Annotated in this window: 20 protein-coding genes, 1 tRNA gene and 1 pseudogene; 10 read left to right on the top strand and 12 right to left on the bottom strand. The window is 38.2% G+C overall.

Annotated elements, in window-relative coordinates; all coding sequences use genetic code 11:
• Positions 1–31 precede the first annotated feature (31 nt).
• The 3 genes from IR083_RS05480 (at position 32) to IR083_RS05470 (ending at position 2289) form a co-directional block, all read left to right on the top strand.
• A tRNA-Ser gene (locus IR083_RS05480) sits at positions 32–119 on the top strand.
• A gap of 76 nt (positions 120–195) precedes the next feature.
• The gene (locus IR083_RS05475) at positions 196–714 is read left to right on the top strand and encodes a thermonuclease family protein (protein ID WP_194223566.1); all 519 of its coding nucleotides are present in this window, start codon (positions 196–198) and stop codon (positions 712–714) included.
• Positions 715–906: 192 nt separating this feature from the next.
• Complete coding sequence (locus IR083_RS05470; protein ID WP_194223565.1) at positions 907–2289, top strand: tyrosine phenol-lyase; 1383 nt, start codon at positions 907–909, stop codon at positions 2287–2289.
• A 147-nt stretch (positions 2290–2436) separates the two neighbouring features.
• On the opposite strand, the gene IR083_RS05465 is transcribed toward IR083_RS05470, so the two are convergent.
• A complete protein-coding gene (locus IR083_RS05465) occupies positions 2437–3036 on the bottom strand; it encodes a nitroreductase family protein (RefSeq protein WP_199343192.1) in 600 nt (199 codons plus the stop codon).
• 234 nt (positions 3037–3270) lie between these two features.
• On the bottom strand, positions 3271–3441 hold the full coding sequence (locus tag IR083_RS24455; RefSeq protein WP_206759850.1) for a hypothetical protein: 171 nt from the start codon (positions 3439–3441) through the stop codon (positions 3271–3273).
• A 530-nt stretch (positions 3442–3971) separates the two neighbouring features.
• Between IR083_RS24455 and IR083_RS05460 the strand changes: the two genes are divergently transcribed.
• Positions 3972–4340 (top strand): YccF domain-containing protein, encoded by a 369-nt coding sequence (locus IR083_RS05460; protein WP_194223564.1) that lies wholly within the window; start codon positions 3972–3974, stop codon positions 4338–4340.
• A 28-nt stretch (positions 4341–4368) separates the two neighbouring features.
• Here the strand turns inward: IR083_RS05460 and IR083_RS05455 are convergent, their stop codons facing one another.
• The 3 genes from IR083_RS05455 to IR083_RS05445 form a co-directional block, all read right to left on the bottom strand.
• Positions 4369–6126, bottom strand: a complete 1758-nt coding sequence (locus IR083_RS05455) for an LIC_10190 family membrane protein (RefSeq protein WP_194223563.1) — start codon at positions 6124–6126, stop codon at positions 4369–4371.
• A gap of 38 nt (positions 6127–6164) precedes the next feature.
• Positions 6165–8093, bottom strand: coding sequence for a carboxypeptidase-like regulatory domain-containing protein (locus IR083_RS05450; protein WP_194223562.1), 1929 nt, complete (start codon positions 8091–8093; stop codon positions 6165–6167).
• A 135-nt stretch (positions 8094–8228) separates the two neighbouring features.
• The gene (locus tag IR083_RS05445) at positions 8229–8711 is read right to left on the bottom strand and encodes a surface-adhesin E family protein (RefSeq protein WP_194223561.1); all 483 of its coding nucleotides are present in this window, start codon (positions 8709–8711) and stop codon (positions 8229–8231) included.
• 655 nt (positions 8712–9366) lie between these two features.
• On the opposite strand from IR083_RS05445, the gene IR083_RS05440 reads away from it, so the two are divergent.
• From IR083_RS05440 to IR083_RS05430, 3 genes are read left to right on the top strand one after another with little or no spacing between them, the layout of a single operon-like run.
• Positions 9367–10200, top strand: a complete 834-nt coding sequence (locus IR083_RS05440) for an ATP-binding cassette domain-containing protein (RefSeq protein ID WP_006800561.1) — start codon at positions 9367–9369, stop codon at positions 10198–10200.
• A gap of 4 nt (positions 10201–10204) precedes the next feature.
• Entirely contained in the window at positions 10205–10987 is a 783-nt protein-coding gene (locus tag IR083_RS05435; protein WP_194223560.1) for a hypothetical protein, read from the top strand.
• 4 nt (positions 10988–10991) lie between these two features.
• A complete protein-coding gene (locus IR083_RS05430; protein ID WP_006800559.1) occupies positions 10992–11351 on the top strand; it encodes a GntR family transcriptional regulator in 360 nt (119 codons plus the stop codon).
• A gap of 194 nt (positions 11352–11545) precedes the next feature.
• Here the strand turns inward: IR083_RS05430 and IR083_RS05425 are convergent, their stop codons facing one another.
• From IR083_RS05425 to IR083_RS05405, 5 genes and pseudogenes are all read right to left on the bottom strand, one after another.
• Positions 11546–12136: a hypothetical protein gene (locus IR083_RS05425; protein ID WP_194223559.1), complete on the bottom strand. Its 591-nt coding sequence runs from the start codon at positions 12134–12136 to the stop codon at positions 11546–11548.
• An 87-nt stretch (positions 12137–12223) separates the two neighbouring features.
• Positions 12224–12661, bottom strand: coding sequence for a PaaI family thioesterase (locus IR083_RS05420; RefSeq protein ID WP_006800557.1), 438 nt, complete (start codon positions 12659–12661; stop codon positions 12224–12226).
• Positions 12662–12667: 6 nt separating this feature from the next.
• Entirely contained in the window at positions 12668–13195 is a 528-nt protein-coding gene (locus tag IR083_RS05415) for a Hint domain-containing protein (protein ID WP_194223558.1), read from the bottom strand.
• Positions 13196–13305: 110 nt separating this feature from the next.
• Positions 13306–15150, bottom strand: a complete 1845-nt coding sequence (gene glmS / locus IR083_RS05410) for a glutamine--fructose-6-phosphate transaminase (isomerizing) (protein ID WP_194223557.1) — start codon at positions 15148–15150, stop codon at positions 13306–13308.
• Positions 15151–15715: 565 nt separating this feature from the next.
• A pseudogene (locus IR083_RS05405) lies at positions 15716–16426 on the bottom strand (helix-turn-helix domain-containing protein).
• 317 nt (positions 16427–16743) lie between these two features.
• Between IR083_RS05405 and IR083_RS05400 the strand changes: the two are divergent.
• From IR083_RS05400 to IR083_RS05390, 3 genes are read left to right on the top strand one after another with little or no spacing between them, the layout of a single operon-like run.
• A complete protein-coding gene (locus tag IR083_RS05400) occupies positions 16744–17295 on the top strand; it encodes a hypothetical protein (protein ID WP_194223556.1) in 552 nt (183 codons plus the stop codon).
• Positions 17292–17507, top strand: a complete 216-nt coding sequence (locus tag IR083_RS05395; RefSeq protein WP_194223555.1) for a hypothetical protein — start codon at positions 17292–17294, stop codon at positions 17505–17507. Before IR083_RS05400 ends, IR083_RS05395 begins: the two co-directional genes overlap by 4 nt.
• Before the next feature lie 3 nt (positions 17508–17510).
• Complete coding sequence (locus tag IR083_RS05390) at positions 17511–17891, top strand: protein-export chaperone SecB (RefSeq protein WP_194223554.1); 381 nt, start codon at positions 17511–17513, stop codon at positions 17889–17891.
• Positions 17892–17983: 92 nt separating this feature from the next.
• Here IR083_RS05390 and IR083_RS05385 read toward each other — a convergent pair whose 3' ends face one another.
• Entirely contained in the window at positions 17984–18889 is a 906-nt protein-coding gene (locus IR083_RS05385) for a glycosyltransferase family 2 protein (protein WP_194223553.1), read from the bottom strand.
• A 6-nt stretch (positions 18890–18895) separates the two neighbouring features.
• Entirely contained in the window at positions 18896–21469 is a 2574-nt protein-coding gene (locus IR083_RS05380; protein ID WP_194223552.1) for a hypothetical protein, read from the bottom strand.
• Positions 21470–21476 lie beyond the last annotated feature (7 nt).

Raw genomic sequence — 21476 nt, 5'->3', positions numbered from 1 at the left:
TTTATCTTTGCACCCGCTACAACCAGAAAAAGGAGAGGTGCTCGAGTGGTTGAAGAGGCACGCCTGGAAAGCGTGTATACCCCTAAAGGGTATCGAGAGTTCGAATCTCTTCCTCTCCGCATAGGAAAAATAAAAGGAGTAAAACGGGGTATTGCCCTATTTTGGTCCTTTTTCTTTTTAAACAATACTCTTCTGATGAAAAAAATACTATCTATATTATCTCTTCTGCTAAGCACAGCACTGATTATTTATACAGCCTATACAGGAGAGGGTGAGAGTGATGCTTCAACGGGATCATTGACAGGTAAAGTTGTGAGCGTTGCCGATGGAGATACGTTTACCCTGCTGACGAACAATAATGAACGGGTTAAAATTCGCTTATACGCCATAGATGCGCCTGAGCGAGGACAGGATTTCGGAACCAAATCGCGCGAATTCCTGAATGATTTATGTTACGGGAAGATGGTTACTATAGAAAAAAAGGATACAGACCAATATGGCCGTACCCTGGGCATTGCATTTGCGGATGGCGTGAATCTGAATGAAGAAATGGTACGCAACGGTCTGGCGTGGTATTACAGCCATTATGCCAATGATCCGAAACTTGAGGCTTTGGAGCAATCCGCCCGTCGTCAGAGGTTAAATATATGGAGTATGAAAAATCCGGTTCATCCTCACGAATTCAGAAAGAACAAAAAGAATAAAGATAAATAAACATGGAGAGTTTATATATTAAGTGAATTGCTTTGTGATAAAATGATAGAAAAATAAATATATTTATCGCTTCTTTTCTCATCTAAATGTCTTATATTTGTTGAATGTCGCTGTCTTTGTAGTCAAATAGATAGCTGTTAGCCTTGGTTAGTATATTCTCAACATAGAAGTTTAACCCTAAAATACTACAGTATGGCATTCTCTAAGAAACCATGGGCAGAGCCCTACCGCATCAAGGTTGTAGAACCATTGAAAACAACAACACGTGAACATCGTTTAAAAGCAATGAAAGAGGCCGGATGGAATACGTTTCTGCTCCATGCCGATGACGTATATATCGACTTGCTCACCGACAGTGGTACAAATGCTATGAGCGATATGCAATGGTCGCGTATGATGATAGGTGACGAAGCGTATGCGGGTAGCCGCAGCTATTATTACCTGGAAGAAGTTTGCCGGAAATATTACGGATATAAATATATCTTACCTACCCATCAGGGACGGGGAGCCGAAAACCTGTTGAGTAAATGTACCATCACACCCGGACAGTTTGTTGCCGGAAATATGTATTTTACCACTACACGTCAACATCAGGAAATTGCCGGAGGTACATTCGTGGATGTGATCATAGACGAAGCTCACAAAAGCCAGTCCGATCATCCGTTCAAAGGGAATATAGATCTGGATAAATTCGAAAAACTGATAAATGATAAAGGGGCAAAAAATATAGCATATATCACAGTAGGCGCTCCCGTAAATATGGCCGGAGGGCAGCCTGTAAGTATGGACAATATGAAAGCTGTGTCTGAACTTGCACATAAACACGGCATTAAGGTTGTGCTGGATGCAACCCGTAATATTGAAAATGCTTACTTTATCCAGCAGCGTGAAGAGGGATACAAAAATAGAACGGTAGAGGATATTAACCATGAATTTTGTTCATATAGCGATGCGGCGACAGTAAGTGCCAAGAAAGACCTGTATGTGAATATAGGAGGGCTCGTAATGTGCAATGACCCCGATCTGTTTGATGAACTCCGCAGCCTGATTGTGGTCTACGAAGGTATGCCTACCTATGGTGGATTAGCCGGTCGCGATATGGAAGCAATGGCACAGGGTTTGATAGAAGCCGTTCAGGATGATATGATCGCTTCACGTGTAAGGCAGGTAGAATATTTCGGTAATCTGCTTAAAGATGCCGGGATTCCTATTGTTTTACCAATAGGTGGTCATGGGGTATTTTTGGATGCTAAAAAGTTTTATTCACATATACCACAGGACCAGTTTCCCGCGCAGAAATTAGCGGCCGATCTATTTGTAGAATCAGGAGTGAGAGGTATGGAACGCGGAATCGTTTCTGCTGGAAGGAATAAGGATACAGGCGACCATTATTATCCTGCGTTGGAACTGGTACGCCTTACTATTCCCCGGCGTGTATATACGCAGGCGCATTTCGACGTGGCAGCATGGAGTATTATAGAAATGTATAAAAACAGGGAAAAAGCAAGAGGGTTGGAAATGGTGTATGAACCGAAATATCTTCGTTTCTTCCAGGCACGTTTCGAAGAACTATGAGACTCAGAAAGGATTTGACGTAATAGTATTTGATTATAACAAACAAAAGGTCTGCGACCTTACTTGTAGATTAGTAGTGAGAGATTAAACAGAAAAAGCGGATGAAATTAATATTCATCCGCTTTTGAATTATATGTAATCACCTGCTTATTTAAAAACCACAACCCTTTCTTCTAGTGGTTGAAATTCTTTTGGTGCAGGTTCGCTGGTAGGAGTGCCGAATGGCATTTGAGCGATCAATTTCCATTTAGCATCGATAGAAAAAGACTTAGCTACTTCTTCATCTATTATAGGGTTGTAATGTTGCAGCGATGCTCCGAATCCCACCTCTTCAAGCATTGTCCAGATGGTGAACTGATGCATAGCCGATGTATGTTGCGACCATACAGGGAAGTTATCGCTATATGAAGGGAATGCCTTTTGCAAGCCTTCTACTACACTTTGGTCTTCATAGAATAGCACTGTGCCGTAACCGGCAGCAAAAGCATTGTCTATTTTTGCTTCTGTCGATGGAAATGCATCGGCAGGAACTATTTTTTTCAATACTTCCTTTACGATATTCCACAGTTTTTTATGATTGTCATTCAGTAAAAGAACTACTCTTGTCGATTGGGAGTTGAATGCTGACGGAACATTTAATACAGCAAAATCGATAATTTCTTTTATTTCTTCATTCGATACAGGACTTTTGTCACTGATACTGTAATAAGTCCGGCGTCCTTCGATTGCTTTTTTCAGATTTTTCATAATGTGTCTGTTTTTGTGTATTACTATTATAGTTTATTTCACTATTTAACATTGAAGTAAGCGTAAAAGTTTTAATTAAAAGTATAAAAATAATAATAGATATTCTTATATATATTTATATAATTAATGCAATCCTGTATTGGAATCAGTAATTACGGGAATGAAGTGTTTGTAAATGAAACACTCTATTCTATTAGTCATTTTTCATACAACTGGAAAGATTTCAACTATTAATTAATAATTCGAATCAGTAGTTGAGTTTATATGTTCTATTTTATCTAACGCGCCGTCCGGCTTGTTTTTCATTTTGCCTTGATGCAAAACGAAACAAAAAATCAAGGCTGCATCCCTTTGGCGACCCAAAACCGCAGCTTCGGTGGGGCAAAATAATACGGAATCATCCATAGCCGGATTATCAGTCGTGTATAGCAGCTACCCTATTTTGCCCTACACCTCCGCTTTATGGATTGGGTCCGCCTGCGGAATGAGGCCAGAATCGCGATGCGGCGACAGAATAGAGTTTCTTGATGCTTTAGCCCCGCGTGCGTCAGCCCTTGCGCATTAGTGACGCAGGCGGGGTACCCAATCCGTTGCAGACGGCGTAGAATCAAACGGGGCGGTAGCCCGTGTGTTTGATTCAGACGGCAAAACGGTTTTGGGTCGCCGAGGAACGAAGCGCTAGCTTTTTGCTTACTTTTGGGCAATGCCAAAAGTGAGGACAAGCCCGGGAGGGCGCGGCAGGCTTGAACTGAATGATAAAAGTTTTTACCAAGAACGCTTATATGCATAGAAGAAACGAACAATTTTATACTACAATAATTACTTTAACTACTGATTGGCATTAATATTATATATATCTGATAGAAAAAAAACGGGTAATGAATAACATGTCATTTTTCCTGCTATATTTGCTTAAAACATAATGTATAATTGATATGAAAACGATAGGAAATATTATCTGGGTATTATTCGGCGGTTTTATGTTAGCTCTCGAATACTTTATTGCGGGCTTTCTGATGATGATTACAATCATAGGCATTCCATTCGGCATACAGTCTTTCAAACTGGGGATTCTTGCCTTATGGCCTTTTGGTAGTAAGGTCGTAGATGATAAAAGTTCTGTCGGTTGCCTTAGTTTGGTAATGAATATTATTTGGATTATTATAGGAGGATTCTGGATTGCCCTTACCCATTTGTTTTGGGGAATTATATTCTGTATTACAATAATCGGGATTCCTTTTGGAAAACAACACTTCAAGCTGATACATCTGGCGCTATTCCCTTTCGGGAAAAAGATAGAATAGGCTCTTTTATCCTGAAATAAAAGTGAACTTATTTAGGTCTGAATCCGTCTTGTAAACTTTTCCCCCGTGTGGTAACAGAGCTTATGTCCTGATACTTTCCCGGAGCATCGGCTTGTAAGACTGTACACGGAAAAGGACTTTCGAAGCATACAAAGCGTCCGTCAGGTATTTCGGGAGACTTGCTAATATAAATGATTGCCCCATTGTCCAATTTGTAAGGAAGAAACTCATCGGTATATAAAGTGAGCGATTTGAGCAATTCCCTGTAAGGATATTGTCTTATAAGAATGTTGGATACAGGTCTGCTATTTGCTTTAGGAGTTTTTAAGTCAAACATATTGTAAAACTTAATAGAGCGGCTTACAGCCCAGTATCCCATAAGAAGGGCAAACGCAGCAGTAAGTATCGTGCCCGCTTTAGGATATAGTTTTTCTTCTCTTGTAGCGAATAAAAGATAACAGATATAATATATAACAGCAAACAATATCCCTCCTATAAAACGGGGATCGGGGCCTCCCCAATACCACAATCCTATTACCGCTAACAATATGATATACACGAAGTATACGTTCTTATGCAAATACCTTTTCTTTATCAGAGAATAAACGACTACGACGGGAGAAAGCAGGGTAGGAGCTATAAAAATAAGATTCATTCCCCACCGGTATATTCCATCAAAACTGTTTAATTCAGGATGTACAATTTGCCAGATAACATCATTCAGAGCACGTATTCCACACGAAAAAATAAAATCTTTTTCTTCTATGGCTACAAAGGCAGGAATTTTCCAGTCGACAGTAAAAATGTCTATTTCGTGAAGCGGAAAAATCAGATAGCCCGAAGTAATAACATTCCTGATAAACCAAAGTACCAGTATTACCACAGGGATGAAAGCAAGCAATAAAGCTGTCCTGTATCCTTTGTTTCGAGCCAACTGCACAAGTATATATAAAGAAATAAGACCAAGCGGAATTATGGTGAGTTTGAATGTAAATAAGGCTATGGGGATAATAACAAAAAACAATTTTTTGTCTCCCGGAGAATCCGGATATAATAGTAGTTTTGCTATCAGATATAAAGATACTATATTGGGTATGGCATCTGTAGAGGTTGCAGCTAATGAATATCCGAATGTAAAGATATATCCTGTTATTATCAATAACAGTAATATGCGCTTTATTTCATAACCCGATTGTATAATCTCTTTTATTGTCCAGCATATTACAGCTATCAATACCAGTACCTGCAAACTGTACACACCCTCGCCGAATATGGCTCTCAGGCTGAAAATGGCAGATAACAAAAGGTAATTGGAGTTGAAACTATACCTGTGTTCTATATTCCCGAGTCCGGGTACGACTGCAAATTCTTCATTCCATCGTATATTCTGTTGATGATAAAGCAAGGAGTCGAACACACCTACCTGCCAGATGATTGCTATCATCAGGCTGATTATAGGTATAATAAAAATTGCTGATTGTAAGAGGGATAGATGAGCGAAGCTCGATCTGATTTTTCGGAAGACAACCAGAAAATGGTTTTTCCTTGTAATCCAATATACAACACATGTTACAAGAAGCGCCAATAATACATAATGATTGGAAGGCAACCAGAATGAAGCAATGGATAGAGGTATCAGGGTAAAGCACATCCCGAGCAGGAATGTATCTGTTAGTCCATATTGTTCATTTTGTTTGCAAAGTCTGTTATATAAGGAGGCAAGAATGTCTCCCATGGAAAGGAATACTACCGAAATAGCAATCCATGATATAGTTATAGCGAGCATCTTCGACTAAATTAGATTACAAAGATACGGATTTTCTTTTATTTGAATCTCAGTAATACGCCAAACTGAAATCTATTTACATTAAATGACTCCCATGAAGAATCGTTATTGAAAATAAGAGCATCATCATCACTTTGTAGTTCTATTTTCTTTTTGGAGAATAATCCACCTTCCTCTTCTTTTATACGGAATATTTTATCTGAGGATAAATGAATATCGTAAGACATGTACATTTTCATAGAGAATACTCTGCTTACTCTTTTAACCAATGCTATTTGAGGAGTAATAGAATGATATTTATATCCATAATCAAAAGATATGATATTTGAATCAATTTTTTTGCCTTTATATCTAAACTCAGCCGGATTATCATATTTACCCAGATTGGAGTAATAACTATTTAATGAATACATCAAGGATGTTTCTATAAATAAAGGAAAACCGGTTTTCTTTAGGTTCTTACTATATTCTATACCCAACTTATTTTCACTTACCGAAATAGACTTATTGAATAAATCGGTACTTCCTTGATAGAATAAACTTATATTTTTAGTTAACTTATATCCCATAGCTGATTGTATTAAAACATTATTACTCTGATGCTTTTGAGTACTCTGAATTCTAAATGGGATAAAATCGGTATGGGGCCGGAACAAAATATCATGGGTCACTTTGTTTACACTAACAGGCCTGTAGGAAAATCCAAAGTCGTAACTAAATCTGGTTAAAATTGAAATTAATCTCATAGTTCTCCGGGCTTTTGTCTGTGGATATTCCTTTTCAAATATTTTAGCAGACTCATTTATTGAAAACTCAAAATTAGCCTTGTTTAAATGTTTCTCTTCAAGGCTCTTGTAGTCTGTCCATCCTTTTTTGTTATATTCATCGGCTTTTAGAATGAGAGGGTCAAAGAACTGTAACTGTTTTTCAAAGGGGATAGGATTAACAGAATCCTGTTTTACATTGAGAGCAACGTAATCTATCGCTCCATATATTCTTTTATTACCAAATCTGCGAATATCCTCCTTTTTCAGAGTAGAATATTTTAAATGCCATTTTCCATCTAGTTTCTCATAAGTGGAATTAATTATTCTTAATCGTTGCTTAATTTGAGTTTCCAACGAATTTTTATTATTATTTATATCAAATGACACATATGCCAGACTTTCTTTCTCTATTAGCATTGTCCCTGAGAGAGCTAAAGAATCTTTTGATATTTTACGAAAGTCGATCTCATAAAAATCAGAACCATTTAATGTTTTTATCCCATTGAATTTATAGTTGTAATTTTTAAATTTCTTTGGTTGAATAAATTCAGCACGGGATAAAACGAAGTCATTTTTTATAATCAGGAATGGACCGCCATAATACAATATTCCGGTATCACGGATTTTCCTTTTTCGCGATTTTATTAATTCTATTTGTCCCGGATTTTCACTGGGCTTTTGATAAGGGTCTTTATATACAGATAGTAAAGCTTCAATGAAATCCGCCTGCTCTTCATTTTCATTTTGGGCACTCTCCCTATAAAATCCTTCAGTAAGAGTCGGAGTCTCAGGATAGTTTTCAGGGATCCTGTCATAGGCACTTCTGAGCAATGTTAGCAAAGTACTGTCAGGCATAATATATACTTCGGATAGCTGATATATTTCGGATGATAATTTTACTGTTAATGGAGAGATGATATCTTTAATAAGGATACTGTCTTTTCTTAAAGCTATACCTGTAAAATAAAGGTATTCTTTTTCATACATGGTTGGGATATTAAGCACGAAGTTGCCATTTTTATCTGTTATTGTACCAAATCCGACATTTTTTAGAAAAACACTTACATTAGGAATATAGCTATCATCAGAATCATTTATAATATTTCCTTTTATTAATCGTGTTTGAGAGAATACAGTCAATGGAAATATGAGTAACAAAAGAATTAGAAATGTAGTTTTAAGGCTCTTTATATCTACCATATTGCGGTACGCTTTAATTTAATTAAATATTAGTTTAAGTACTCAATATTCCAGTTTTACTCAAAGATATATTACTATTTGCTTAAGAAAAAAGTTGAAAAGACTTGTGTATAAAAATCGATAGTCGCATATTATTTATTGCTGATAATCACAGACAAAGAAGAAGGTATAGTCTCCAACAGTTTCACTGTCTACGTTCAGCCACCTGATATTGTTTTTAGCTGGAGTGGTTTTGGCTATTCGCTTTCCGGCAGAGTCATAGTCTTCGACCGATAATATTCTGAATCTTTTGTTGGTACACTCATACAGGCAATTGTAGATACAGTAACTGAAATCGTTCCATTTATCGGCTTTCTCAGCTTTTCCCATTTTAGTATATTCTGCCCTGATTTTGTCTACATACAGCTTTTTGCTTTCAGGTGTTATATAGACCCTTTTCTCACGGGCATAAGCTACCGCCCCTTCGTGTCTTATACTGGTCGTATCCGTATATATTTCCACATCTTCGGCTACTGCGATGTTGAACCATCCTTCAGGCTTTGCTTGTACATTACTTGTAGTTGATCTGCAACCTGATAAAAGGAGAATGAGACATGAGAGGAAAACGATATGTTTCATATATTTTATTATTGTTTATAGTTAAAAACAAAGATAAACTATCAAAAGATTATATTTAGGCAAAAGGCGTGATATTTTTCAGAAAGTTTATCTATGTATGTAGCTGATAGCCTTTAGCTGTTAGTTGATAGTTCTTTGAAAGATTGATTCGTAAATCTGTAGATTAGCATATTAGCATATTAGCAAATGAGTGAAATAGTGTAACCTTTGTAACCTTTTAACAAGTAATAAGTTTTAAGTAATGAGTACAAAGTTGAAAGAACTGTATTTATGTTTACCCTAAAGTCTCTTGTGTGATAGCCTAAGCTAACGGCTAATAGCTATCAGCTAAAAGTGATACATGTGTTACCTTTGTTACTTTTTATTTAAACACAGAGTAAAAGGAGTAATACGGAGTTTTTTATAAACAGGGTACCCTGCTCTGCTCAACATGATAAGCTAATTATTAATTATTAATTATTTTCTCTGTTACTATTGTTACCTTTTTAGGCGTGTCTAATAAGTTTGTGTTAATCATGTTTCTGTTTATCAATTGTTTATCCGTATTGATTGAAAGTCTATATAGATTTTTCAAAAAAAGTTTTCATTTTCTATTGGATATATAAAAATATGCAATATATTTGCAGTGTACTAATAAACTAATACACTAAAATGTATGATAAAGATAAATGACTTAAGCTTCTATTATAATAAGAAACGGCCTGTATTCGAGCATGTTTCTTTTGATATGCAAGGAGGGATATATGGTCTGCTGGGTGAAAATGGGGTGGGTAAAACTACTTTGCTGCATTTAATCAGCGGATTGTGTTTTCCTAAGAATGGTAGTTGTAAAGTTTTTGAGTATGAGTCTGCATACAGGAACCCGGAGATGTTGAAACAGCTTTTCTTCTTGCCGGAGGAGTTTCATGTGCAGAATATGCTTATAAAAGATTTTATAAAGTATAATTCTTCATTCTATCCCAATTTCAGTGAGACGCAGTTCGATGTTTATCTGAACGACTTTCATGTGGATAAGGACAGAAAGATGGCAGAATTATCTTTTGGGCAAAAAAAGAAGGTAATGATAGCATTCGCTCTTGCTCTTAATACACCAATTACTTTGCTCGACGAACCTACCAATGGCCTGGATATTCCATCAAAGGCGCAGTTCAGAAAGATCGTAGCTTCGGCTTTTGAGGATAGCAGATGTATCCTGATTTCCACCCATCAGGTACGGGATCTGGAAAGCCTGATAGATCCTATCATTATATTGGACCGTAATCAGATATTGTTGAATAACTCGGTGGAAGAGATTACCCGAAAACTTTTGTTCTCATATACATCAACCAAACCGCAAGAGGCGCTTTATTGCGAGCAGACGATGCAAGGCTATGCGTCGGTACAGGTAAACGAATATAAGGAAGAGAGTACCTTAAATATAGAGACTCTATTCAATACGGTTGTGAGTAATAAGGGGAAGATCAAGGAATTATTTAACTCTAATAAGTGATAGGATGAATGCAATATTTAATATAAATCGTTTTTGGGAATTGGAAAAGCGTAACTTCTTCTTGTCGAGGATGCAGTACTTGTACATTGCAGGCGGACTCGTCGGGCTTTACTTTTTGTCCATGCTTTTGAACGTGTTAACAACCGATAGCAATTTGATTGCATTGATATATTTGATAGCTGGTACAATTATAATTGGCGGACCTTGTTTTTTTGAGAAATCGAGGGGAAGGCATTCGAGCATTTTCGATTTTACATTACCGTCATCAACTTTTGAAAAGTTTATAAGTGTCTGGATTAAATATGTGATTGTACTACCAGTAATGATATTCATATTATTGTCACTGTTGAACATTATAACAGGCTTTATTCCGGTCGAAGGAGTACAGGTACATGCTAAAGAAATGGTATTGACAGATAATCTTTATAAGCCAAAAGTTCTGTTTGTGATGCTGTTTTTCCAATCTATATTCATGTGTGGATATTATTATTTCAAAAGGTATTCTTTTGCTAAAACCTCGGTAATCTTATTGATATTGTTTATAGTACTCATATTTGGAGCAATATTGATGGTGCATCTTTCCATGGAGCATGGTAATATGACCTTTAACCTGAATAGTGATCAACAGCAAGCTTTTAATATAGGTTATGAAGCAGGACACTCTATGGGGCTCATGGCTTTTACCTCCGATGCTATAATCAGGGCTTGTAGTGTTATTATAGATATTGTGGTACCTGTAGGTATGTGGACTGTATCCTTTTTTAAACTGAGAGAAACAGAAATTTAACATTATGGATTTTAAATCAAATAAGCCGATATATCTGCAAATAGTGGACTTCTGTTTTCAGAAAATGCTGACCAATGAATGGGCCGAAGAGGAGCGTGTTCCCTCTGTCAGAGAGTTGGGTACAATATTGCAGGTCAATCCCAATACAGCCATGCGGGCTTTTGAATATATGCAGGCAGAAAATATCATCTATTCAAAACGTGGTATGGGATATTATGTAGCAGAAAATGCCCGTAAACAAATACTGAATCTTCAGAAGAAAGATTTCTTCGAGGAAATGCTTCCTGAAACTTTCAAGACTATGGAATTGCTGGATATCAGTATAGATGAGGTGGTTGATAGGTATAATAAGTCAAAAGGATAGAGATATTATGAAAAAATATGCAAATAAAATTTTAGCAGGTATGATAGCAATCGTTGTAGTATGTATAGTTGTTATAGTATACAAACTTATTGATATACTGACAGCGTCTTTGTGATAGGAAATAATAAGAGGAAGTGATGAGACTCAATACTATAAAATACCCATTTTTAACAGGTAAGAATGGGTATTGATTTTTATTTTTTGTCTTTATTTTCTTCGGTTTGTTTACTTTGCTCTGTCGTCTGGGTGTTGCTTCTTGACGATGGTCTGTTACCGGTGCCATAAGACGGTCGCTCTGTGCCGCCGGATGAAGGTCTGCCACTATTACCGGGTTTATTATCCTCCGACGGTCTAGTTGTAGGCCGACCTGAATTGGAAGTGCTATTTCCTGGCCGGTTTGTATTTGACGGCCTACTGCTTTCCAGTCTGTTCGGTTGTGATGGACGAACGGGCTGAGACGGCCGGTTAGGATAAGTGGTGTAAGGTGGCCGTGGAGCAATTCCGGCAGGGGGGATGTCTTCATACATAAAGTCGTATCGGGATAACCTTCCGTCCCAAAACTCTATCGCATAGGCTTCATTTCTGTAGGTATAATACTCATATACGTCCTGTCGTCCGTCTTGTGTATAAGTGGAAGATAACACTCGTATTGGTTGTCCCATTATTTGGTTTACCTCATTTTGAGTCATCCCTATAGCCAGATTTGAAACATCCGCGAGCCGCATAGTACCACAGGCTGAGAATAGCAGAATTGTAAATATGGTGATGAATATCAACTTTTTCATAACAGTTCCTTTTAGTAGTTTGTTTTCCTATTAGAACATAGAAAGTGGTGAAAGGTTTAATCTGGTTTACATAAATTAAGGGATATACTATTTTCCTTTTCCGAAATATACGACCTGTTTCACAACAGCATTTGTTATACGTATAGACGATATTAGCCGGCCTGTATTTTCTGAGAATACATCCACATTCCACACGTGTGTAGAGCGTCCTTTATGTTGGATTATCCCTTTTGCCCGGACTGTGTCGCCTACATTAGCACTCGATATATGACTTGCGCTTATCTGCATACCAAAGCATCGTTCATCACTTGCACATATGTTATTCGAACCTGCTCCTGCCAACGATTCGGCAAGGGAGATGGTTGCCCCGCCATGCAATATGCCCATAGTTTGAGTCATCTGTTGGGTAACGGGCATAATCGCTTCAAGAGACATTGGATCATCAGATTCTATGAATGTGATGTTCAATGTCTCCAGGAAGGTATTCTTTATTCGCTCTCGTATATTATTTGTATCAAGCTTCATTCTTTATTAATTCTGTCCTACAAGAAAACCGTTAGCTACAATAGCTCCGTCTCCTTCCAGTTCTACTATATAGGTCTGGGTTGGATCCATTATGCCTTGTATAACGGAGATTTCTACATAGTCTGTACTTGTCACATTGTAGAAAAGAGCAAATTCACCTATCTGACAACGTTTTACATCAGTATATTTTTTATTTGACTTAGTCAACTCCGGATCGACAGATACCCAGCCTTTTTCGGCAAGGAACGGACAATCGCTGGTCATGGTAAGTTGTATTCCGCTATTAAGGGTCACACGGACAAGCCGGCTGTACATTCTTTTGTTTATGCTTTTTACCTTCTTTTCTTCATACACTTTATCTTTGGTATTGAAAGATAAAACAACATCACCAACTTCTAAGGTTTCAATATTCTTTTTCTTATCGTCGAACATCGTTATTTTTGTGCCGGCAGCCAGACTAGTGCTTTGTGCAACCATACTCACGCTGAGGATGAAAAAGCAGGTCAGTGTGAAAAGGAAGAATCTGATTTTCATATTAATTTCGTTTTTCTATGTAAAGTTTTATGCAAAGATAGAAATATTTTGCAAAATGCCTCTGGCTGATAATATATATCGATAAATATAATTATAATATATCAAAACAATCACTCTACAGTAACAGATTTTGCAAGATTGCGCGGCATATCCACATCTCTGTTTTTATTCACAGCTATATGATATGCAAGTAATTGCAGTGGGATCGAAGTTAATAGCGGATCAAGGCACTCTTCTGTAGCCGGGATCTCGATATAATGATCAGCCAATGCTTTCATTGTTTCGTCACCTTCATTGATGATGGCTATGACACGGCCTTTACGGGCTTTTATTTCTTGTATATTGCTGACTACTTTTTCGTAGATAGCACTATGCGTGGCAATTGTTACTATCGGCATTTCGTTATCAATTAAAGCAATAGGGCCATGCTTCATTTCAGCCGCAGGATAACCTTCGGCGTGGATATATGATATTTCCTTCAACTTTAAAGCTCCCTCCAAGGCAATCGGGTAATTGTAACCGCGGCCTAAATAGATAAAGTTCTGTGCGTAGGTGAAGATTAACGAGAGTTCTTTTATCTTATCGTTCAACGTAAGAACACGTTCTATCTTTGCCGGAATACTTTGAAGTTCTTTTATTACTTTCAGATATTTACTGTCCGGTATAGTTCCTTTCTCCTTAGCAATAGCAAGCGCCATCATTGTCAGGACGGTAACTTGTGCTGTAAATGCCTTTGTGGAAGCAACCCCGATTTCGTGCCCGCAATGTGTATATGAACCGGAGTCGGTATTGCGGGGAATGGAAGAGCCTACCACATTGCAAACCCCATAAACAAATGCACCAGCCTTACGGGCCAGATCGATAGCTGCAAGTGAATCGGCGGTTTCTCCCGATTGCGAAATAGCTATAACAATATCATCGGGGCAGATTACCGGATTACGGTATCTGAATTCCGATGCATATTCCACTTCCACCGGAATACGGCAAAATTCTTCGAACAGATATTCGCCTATCAATCCTGCATGCCAGGATGTACCACATGCTATTATTATAATGCGCCGCGCATTAACGAATCTCTCTTTATGGTCTATAATACCCGACAGAGTCACGTGTGTACCTTCGACATTGATACGTCCACTCATGCAGCTTTTTAATGTTTCGGGTTGTTCGAATATTTCTTTCAGCATAAAGTGTGGATAACCTCCTCTTTCCAGCTGGCTGAGGTTCATTTCCAATTCTTTAACTTTCGGAGTATGCTCGATATTCGATATCGTGACTATTTTGGGTTCTTCGTCCCTTTTGATAATGGCTATTTCTTCATCGTCGAGATATACAACTTTCTTTGTAAATTCGATAATCGGTGATGCATCGGAACCTATAAAGAATTCTCCTTCACCTATTCCTATTACCAGGGGACTGCTTTTACGGGCGGCGATGATCTGGTCGGGATTTCCTTTTTCTATTACAGCGATAGCATAAGCTCCAACTATCTGATTTAGCGCAATCTGTACGGCAGAGAAGAGGTCACAGTGATTTATCTGTTTTATATATTCGATCAATTGCACCAATACTTCAGTATCGGTGCTGCTATGGAATGAATATCCGTTATTTATCAGTTCGGCTTTTAGAACAGCATAATTTTCGATGATCCCGTTATGGATAAGGGCCAGTGATTCCGATTGGGAGTAGTGGGGGTGTGCATTGGCATTACTGGGTTCACCATGTGTAGCCCAACGTGTGTGTGCAATACCGATTGTGCCTGTTGTGTCTTTGTCGCGGGCGTATTCTTCAAGGTCTTGTACCCGTCCTTTGGCTTTATATACCGATAGTTTATTTTCTTCGTTGATGATGGCAACTCCCGCACTATCGTAACCTCTGTATTCAAGCCTGTGTAATCCCTTAATTAAAATTGGATAGGCTTCCCGAAAACCAATATAACCTACTATTCCGCACATATATTTAATATTTTTTTATGCAAAGATAAACAGAAAGACTTTTTTTTAACGTTAAATTGGGTCTTTAACAACTTTATTCTATTTTTTCACCGTTTTTTTATCTTTGTGTTATTTGATGTGGTTTATACAGACTAAGTTTATAACTTAATACATTAGTCTTTATACATTGTCTTATTATATTTGCCAGCCAACCAATGCCGGATAGTCCGGATACTTTTTATTTTAACCTGCGTTTGCAATTTATTGCTAAAAGGTAACAAAGGTAACACAGAAAACAATTAATAATTAAGAATGAAAAATTAACATTTAGCTTATCGTGTTGAGCAGAGCGGAGTATCCTGTTTATAAAAAAACTCCGTGCTACTCCTTTTACTCTGGGTTTAAATAAAAAGTAACAAAGGTAACATATATTTCAGCTTTTAGCCAATAGCTATTAGCCGTTAGCACAAGCTATCGCACAAGAGACTTTACAGTTAGCAACTTGTATCTCGTGTCTTGTCTACCCGTATCTCATATAACTTTTAACTTATTACTTATTACTTATTACTCATTACTTACTACTCCCTCAATCCGTTCTCGATGTATATCCCGGCGGCAGAAACGGATAAAGATTCACCTTGGGCTTCTCCACCGGAGCGGCGGATGGTTGAGCGACAGTCATCTGTTCTATAACTTACCCTTGTTCAGTTTGCTCTTGCCCATTTTTCACTTTTAATTCTTCACTTTTCACTTTTAGTTCTTCCTCCAGTTTCTTGTCCACGGCCGCCACTACCTCCGCATTGAGCGAACCGCCCGGACGGAAGCCGTTCTCCTGCAATATCATCAGTTGGCGCCTGGTTTCCTCATCCTGTACTTCGATGACCAGCGGACGGCGCTCCGATGCCAGTAACCGGTCTTTGTCTTTCTTCCTTTCCTCCCGGTCAAGTACGTACTTTATAGCACGGATACTCGGCGGGCAGAATTTCTTTTCCACCACACGACATTTCTCCACATCGTTTACAGGATCGTTCTTATCGGGAACATAGGTGATCTTCTCTTTTTTCTGTACATACCCTTCCAGTAATTGTTTCAGTCCTATCCGTGCCGAGGCTATCATCACATCTTCGCGGTGGTCGATGGCCTCTTCTACCGCTTCTCCGAATTCAGGCTTTACCTTTTTCCATTCGTAAAATGTCTTACGGCTGATTTTAAATGATTTGCAGATTTCTGATATGCTGCACAAGTCCTGCTCTATCATCCGGATAATCTCTGTTGCAATTTTTTCTTTATACTTCATAAGATACTTAAATATTAATGTTAATAATTAGTTTCTTATATAGATAAAGTTTTTTTGATAAATTTGAAGTTCGTGCTGATATCCCGTCTGTGTATTACGAAGCGAAGGTTTGCTCTACGAGCATGACACGTATAAGATGTCCGTGCCAGCGGCCATAACAAAGACATCCTTCTCTTTGAGAAACGTTTAAATCACTTTATTGAATGATTCTCAAAAACGTTTATAATATTTATTAATACGTTTAATTGTTTTTTCAAAATAAATTTAACTACTTTTGCGATTAATAATAAAATTAATTCATCAACTACTATCTAAATATGAATTTCTTAGGAACGCATGGAACTAATAAAGAAAATATAGATAGTATAAAAAGAAATAATTTTCAACCGAGTAAGGGACACCATCACTGGTGTGGAAAAGGAGTATATTTCTTTATAGATGGAATAAATTCTCAACCAATAGAAGTATTGGCTGAACACTGGGGGAAGGATAACGCATACGACAAAAGAATAAAAGGATATAAGTACAAAGAATATTCCGTGCTGCGGGTTCCCTTTGAGGTAATGGATGAACATATTTTTGATCTAAGAATTGAAGCAGCAGCTAAATTTTGCAATGAAATAAGGCTTTTATTAGAGAATGAAACATTAAGGTTGGGTAAAAAGATGAATGACTTTCAAATATGGGAATATATTCATCATAAATTAGGAATCCAACTATTTATAAAGAATGATTATATCAAATTGGGAATTTCTAGAAAATTGAGAATTGAATCAAGAATAGATAACTGCACCATCGTGTCACTCGTGAACCCAAAGCTATACATAGACGTTAATAAGATAGAAATAATTAAAGAAGGTAGCATATGAATGAAATATTACGACAAAAAATAGAGGCTTTTTTAAAAGAAGCTACCGGAGAATCAATACTTAATGAATGCAAGGAATTTGGTATTGATTTAGAAGATATTGAATACAACGATGAATTTTATGCAGATTTAAATGATAATTTATTCAAATCTACAGAAACAATTGATGTATTCAAAGATGAAAAGAATTCTAATTATGAATTGGCTGCTTAAATTATGCATATTTCCCTAAAAGATACATACGCGTCTTCAGTTTCTCTTAAGAAGAGAAACAATAAGCAAAAGACTAAAAGGGTTTTCGATCTTAAATACAATGCCTCATACGACACCAATAGCTTAAAAGAGTTTGTAATAACTTTCAATATTAAGGTTACTGATTCTTCTAAATTTGATCTTAACATTGAATATATTGCTGAATTTATGACTAGTGATAATGTAGATGATGAATTCATAAATTCTGATTTTGCTAATATTAATTCACCCGCTATTGCTTATCCTTTTCTAAGGAGTTTCGTCTCTATTTTGGCACTAAATGCGGGTTATGGATCTATATACTTACCTGCTATAAATTTTGTAGAATTTAGCAAAAAGCAGTGAACCAACACTTACCCTACAAACAAAACCTTTTTCAATTTTCAAATAATTCCCTACTACCACACGATTATATCATATGGTAACGATGGTTCAATTTACTGAACCATCAGCCCCTTACTTACATACCATCTGAATTGCATCAATTTCCAACCCTTGCCCGGAGAAAGCGCCAATGTGTATCCGGCAAACAGGACAAGAGATGCCATCCATTTCTTGCATTCCGCCAATACCCTGTTCCTATATGCCTTCGGAGAGACACCTTTTGTGCGAATCCGCTCGCTTTTTCCTATGGAATATGTCAACTCTTTGAAATGTGCTATAGTCAGTTTCTTTTCGGGTATATAGTGATGAATACCCATCTGAGGCAGATAATAGAATTGCTCATTACCACGTGTAAACCTATCGTAAAGGTCTTTTTCTTCCGCCCCTATCAGCCCTGTGCCTTTCCGTCCGAGTTCGACATTAAAAAGCCCGTATTTTTCAAAGACTTCTTTTCTGAATGCAGAATTTCCTCCTCCGGGATATTTTCCGTTCCTGAACGGTTTCACTTTATTTCCTTCATACAGTGCACCTCCAAGAAGCTGCTCGGTATAATGGGATAGCCATTTTGGTTTTTCCACCTCATAGATGGGGACAATAGGGCCTCCGCAGGCATTCACCTCCGGATAGGTATCAAAAAAGTTATTTATTGAGGATAAATATAATTCAAATACAGTTGCGTCGTCGTCCACAAAGACAAGAATATCCCCCCTGCTCTCCTTCACACCTCTGTTGCGGGCATACGACAACCCCTGATTTGTCTCGATAAAATAGCGGAATCCGACCTGTGGATAATCCTCCCTGAATCGGTTGCAGATACTTTCCGTACTATCTGTACTGTTATTATTTATAAGCACTATCTCATAGTCCGAGCATGGAAAATCCTGTTCGGCAATGCTTTTCATGGCATTGTAGATATATTTTTCCCTATTGTAAGTACAAAATATGACGGAAAATTTCATCTTGTTTTATTCTTGTTTTTTCCTGACAAAAGGCACTACTACCATACCGATCAGTAACAATACCAGGGCAGCGGATGAAGCGGTAGCAACTGTGCGGCTCAGATAATAGTCTTTAGGTTCGAACTTGAATACAATTTCATGCTCGCCCGCAGGAACACGCATTGCCCTCAGTGTCCAGTCGGCACGAAAATGCGGCGCTTCCTTTCCATCAATATATGCCTGCCAGCCGTCAGAGAAATAAACCTCCGATAATACGGCTAGTTGCTCTGTTACGGCTTTCGACTTATATTTAAGTATATTCGGCTTGTATTCTGTCATTTTAATTGTGGCTGTCGAATCCGTAACGATATTCAGCCCCGACAACTCCTGTTCGAAGCGTTTATCTACAACCGCCATTTCAAGCGGGTTAAGGGTATTAACAGCCGCAATTTCTTCATCGGCATTATTCACAAACTTATAAGTCGGAACAAACCATGCTTCACCCAAAGCATACGGATTCACTATCGGTGCCAGTTCCGGATGGTAAATCACATATTTGGCATTCAGCATATTCAAAGCTGTAGTGGCTCCGAACATCGGAGAAATACTATCTTGCATAGCCTGATTGATAGTCTCGGGACTTCCCTGCCCTTGTTGAAGTTTAGCGACTTCCTGCTGCAATAACGTATTCGCTTTTTGCCGTATAAATCCGACTTCGTTAAACAAACGGTGGTCTATCAACTCCTGATAACGCTTCAATTTGGCAGCATGATAGCCACCTATAGATTTGTGATAATAAGACGTATTTGCATCTTCGAATGTATTTGCAAGATTCAATACCCTGTACGATGGATATTTATCTTGCAGGATAATCTTATCAACTGTCGCTTGTGGGAAACTTTGAGTTTCGTATGTATTCTTATTTACAAATTTAGAGTCATTCAGATAACGCTTGTCTACACCCCAAAGATCAACCAATACCAACAATATAATAGCTATAGAACCATATAATGCCAGTTTTTGTTTTTCCATTTTGGTCCGGAGTGAGAAAAACAGCACTGCACCTGCCAGCAATACAAATATCAATGAACGCAGCGCGTCGGACGATAACAGATCTTTACGGTCGGCAAGCAAGGCATTGTAATACCAATCAGGAACCTGCGTGCGCCAAGCGGCATCGGCTTCAGCCATAAAATTGAAGAAGAAGCCCGGTGCAATCCAAAAGAACAGGCACAATCCACCTATTATGCCGAGAGAGATATAAAGTGCCTTTTTCAGTTTTTCTTTATCTATATCTGCCGTAAAGAACTCTTTCAGTCCCCATACGGCAATTATCACCATCGTGAGCGCCGGGATAACTAAGGCTGTAGATACCGCCCTGAACTTGCTATACAGGGGGAAGTGGTAGAAAAACAGATCGTTGAACCACTCCATATTCTTACCCCATGCAAGAAAAATAAAGAATATGGTCGCAATCAGCAGTCCCCACTTTACTTTACTACGGATAACGATCATCCCCAATACAAAAAGGAAACATATAATCGCCCCGAAATAAACAGAGCCTTGAGTAAATGGCTGAGCACCCCAGTATGTATACGCCTGTACTCCTTTAGGGTCTACCTGTGCTCCCTGTTTCACCATTTCTTTATACAAATTCGAAGACTGGTCCAATGTACCGCCGGATACACCTCCATGTATATTCGGTATCATCAGGGTGAAAGTCTCTGCTTTCCCGTAACTCCAGGCAAAGACATAATCTTTGTCGAGCCCCGTCGATTGTTTTTCTCCGGCAGAAGCCGCAGCTGCGGTAAGCTCCGATTTTCCCCGTGTACTTTCCCTTGCCATTTCCATATTGGCATAGATACTCCCCATATTACACAAAGCAGCGAGTACCAGCGCGACAGCCATCGCTCCTGATGCTTTAAGCAAGGATTTTATATCTTTCTCCGAAATCATCTGCACGGCAAACGCGATAAACAGAATAGCACAAAGGATTCCTGTATAATAAGTTATCTGCAAGTGATTGCTTTTAATTTGTAAGGCCAAACCTAAAGCGACTAGAAAACCGCCGAGAAGTATTTTCTTCCGGAACAGCACCATTATCCCCGCCACAATCAGTGGCATATAAGCGAGTGCCCACGCTTTGGTCACATGTCCGGCTTCGAGTATAACGATATTATAGGATGACAGCGAATAGGCGATTGCCCCAAGTATGGAGAATCCGGGCTTGAAACCCATCAGGCAGAATAATATATAAGCCATCAGCATACCGGCAAAAACAGGCCCGGCTGAGCTTCCACCCAAGGCCTTCAACGGATATTCTATATAATCGAGAAAATTGGGGCTACCACCCCATATACCTATCTGGTAGGCAGGCATACCCGAAAACATAGCTCCTGTCCAGGGAGAAGATTCTCCTTCATTATTATAATATTCTCGTAATTCCTGCGATCCTCCGGTATAGTGCATCACATCGTTCTGAGACAATATCTTTCCTTCCATCAACGGGCTGAAATAAATCATCGTTATTGCCAAAAAAGCTATAATAGCAATAATATGCGGCAATATTTTCCCAACTAATGATTGTTCCTTTTTTATCATCCTATTT

The organism is Dysgonomonas sp. GY75 (genome assembly GCF_015234155.1).
GTDB classification, from domain to species: domain Bacteria; phylum Bacteroidota; class Bacteroidia; order Bacteroidales; family Dysgonomonadaceae; genus Dysgonomonas; species Dysgonomonas gadei.
The sequence above is the reverse complement of the archived record's forward strand: the minus strand, read 5'-3'. Positions and strand labels throughout refer to the sequence as shown.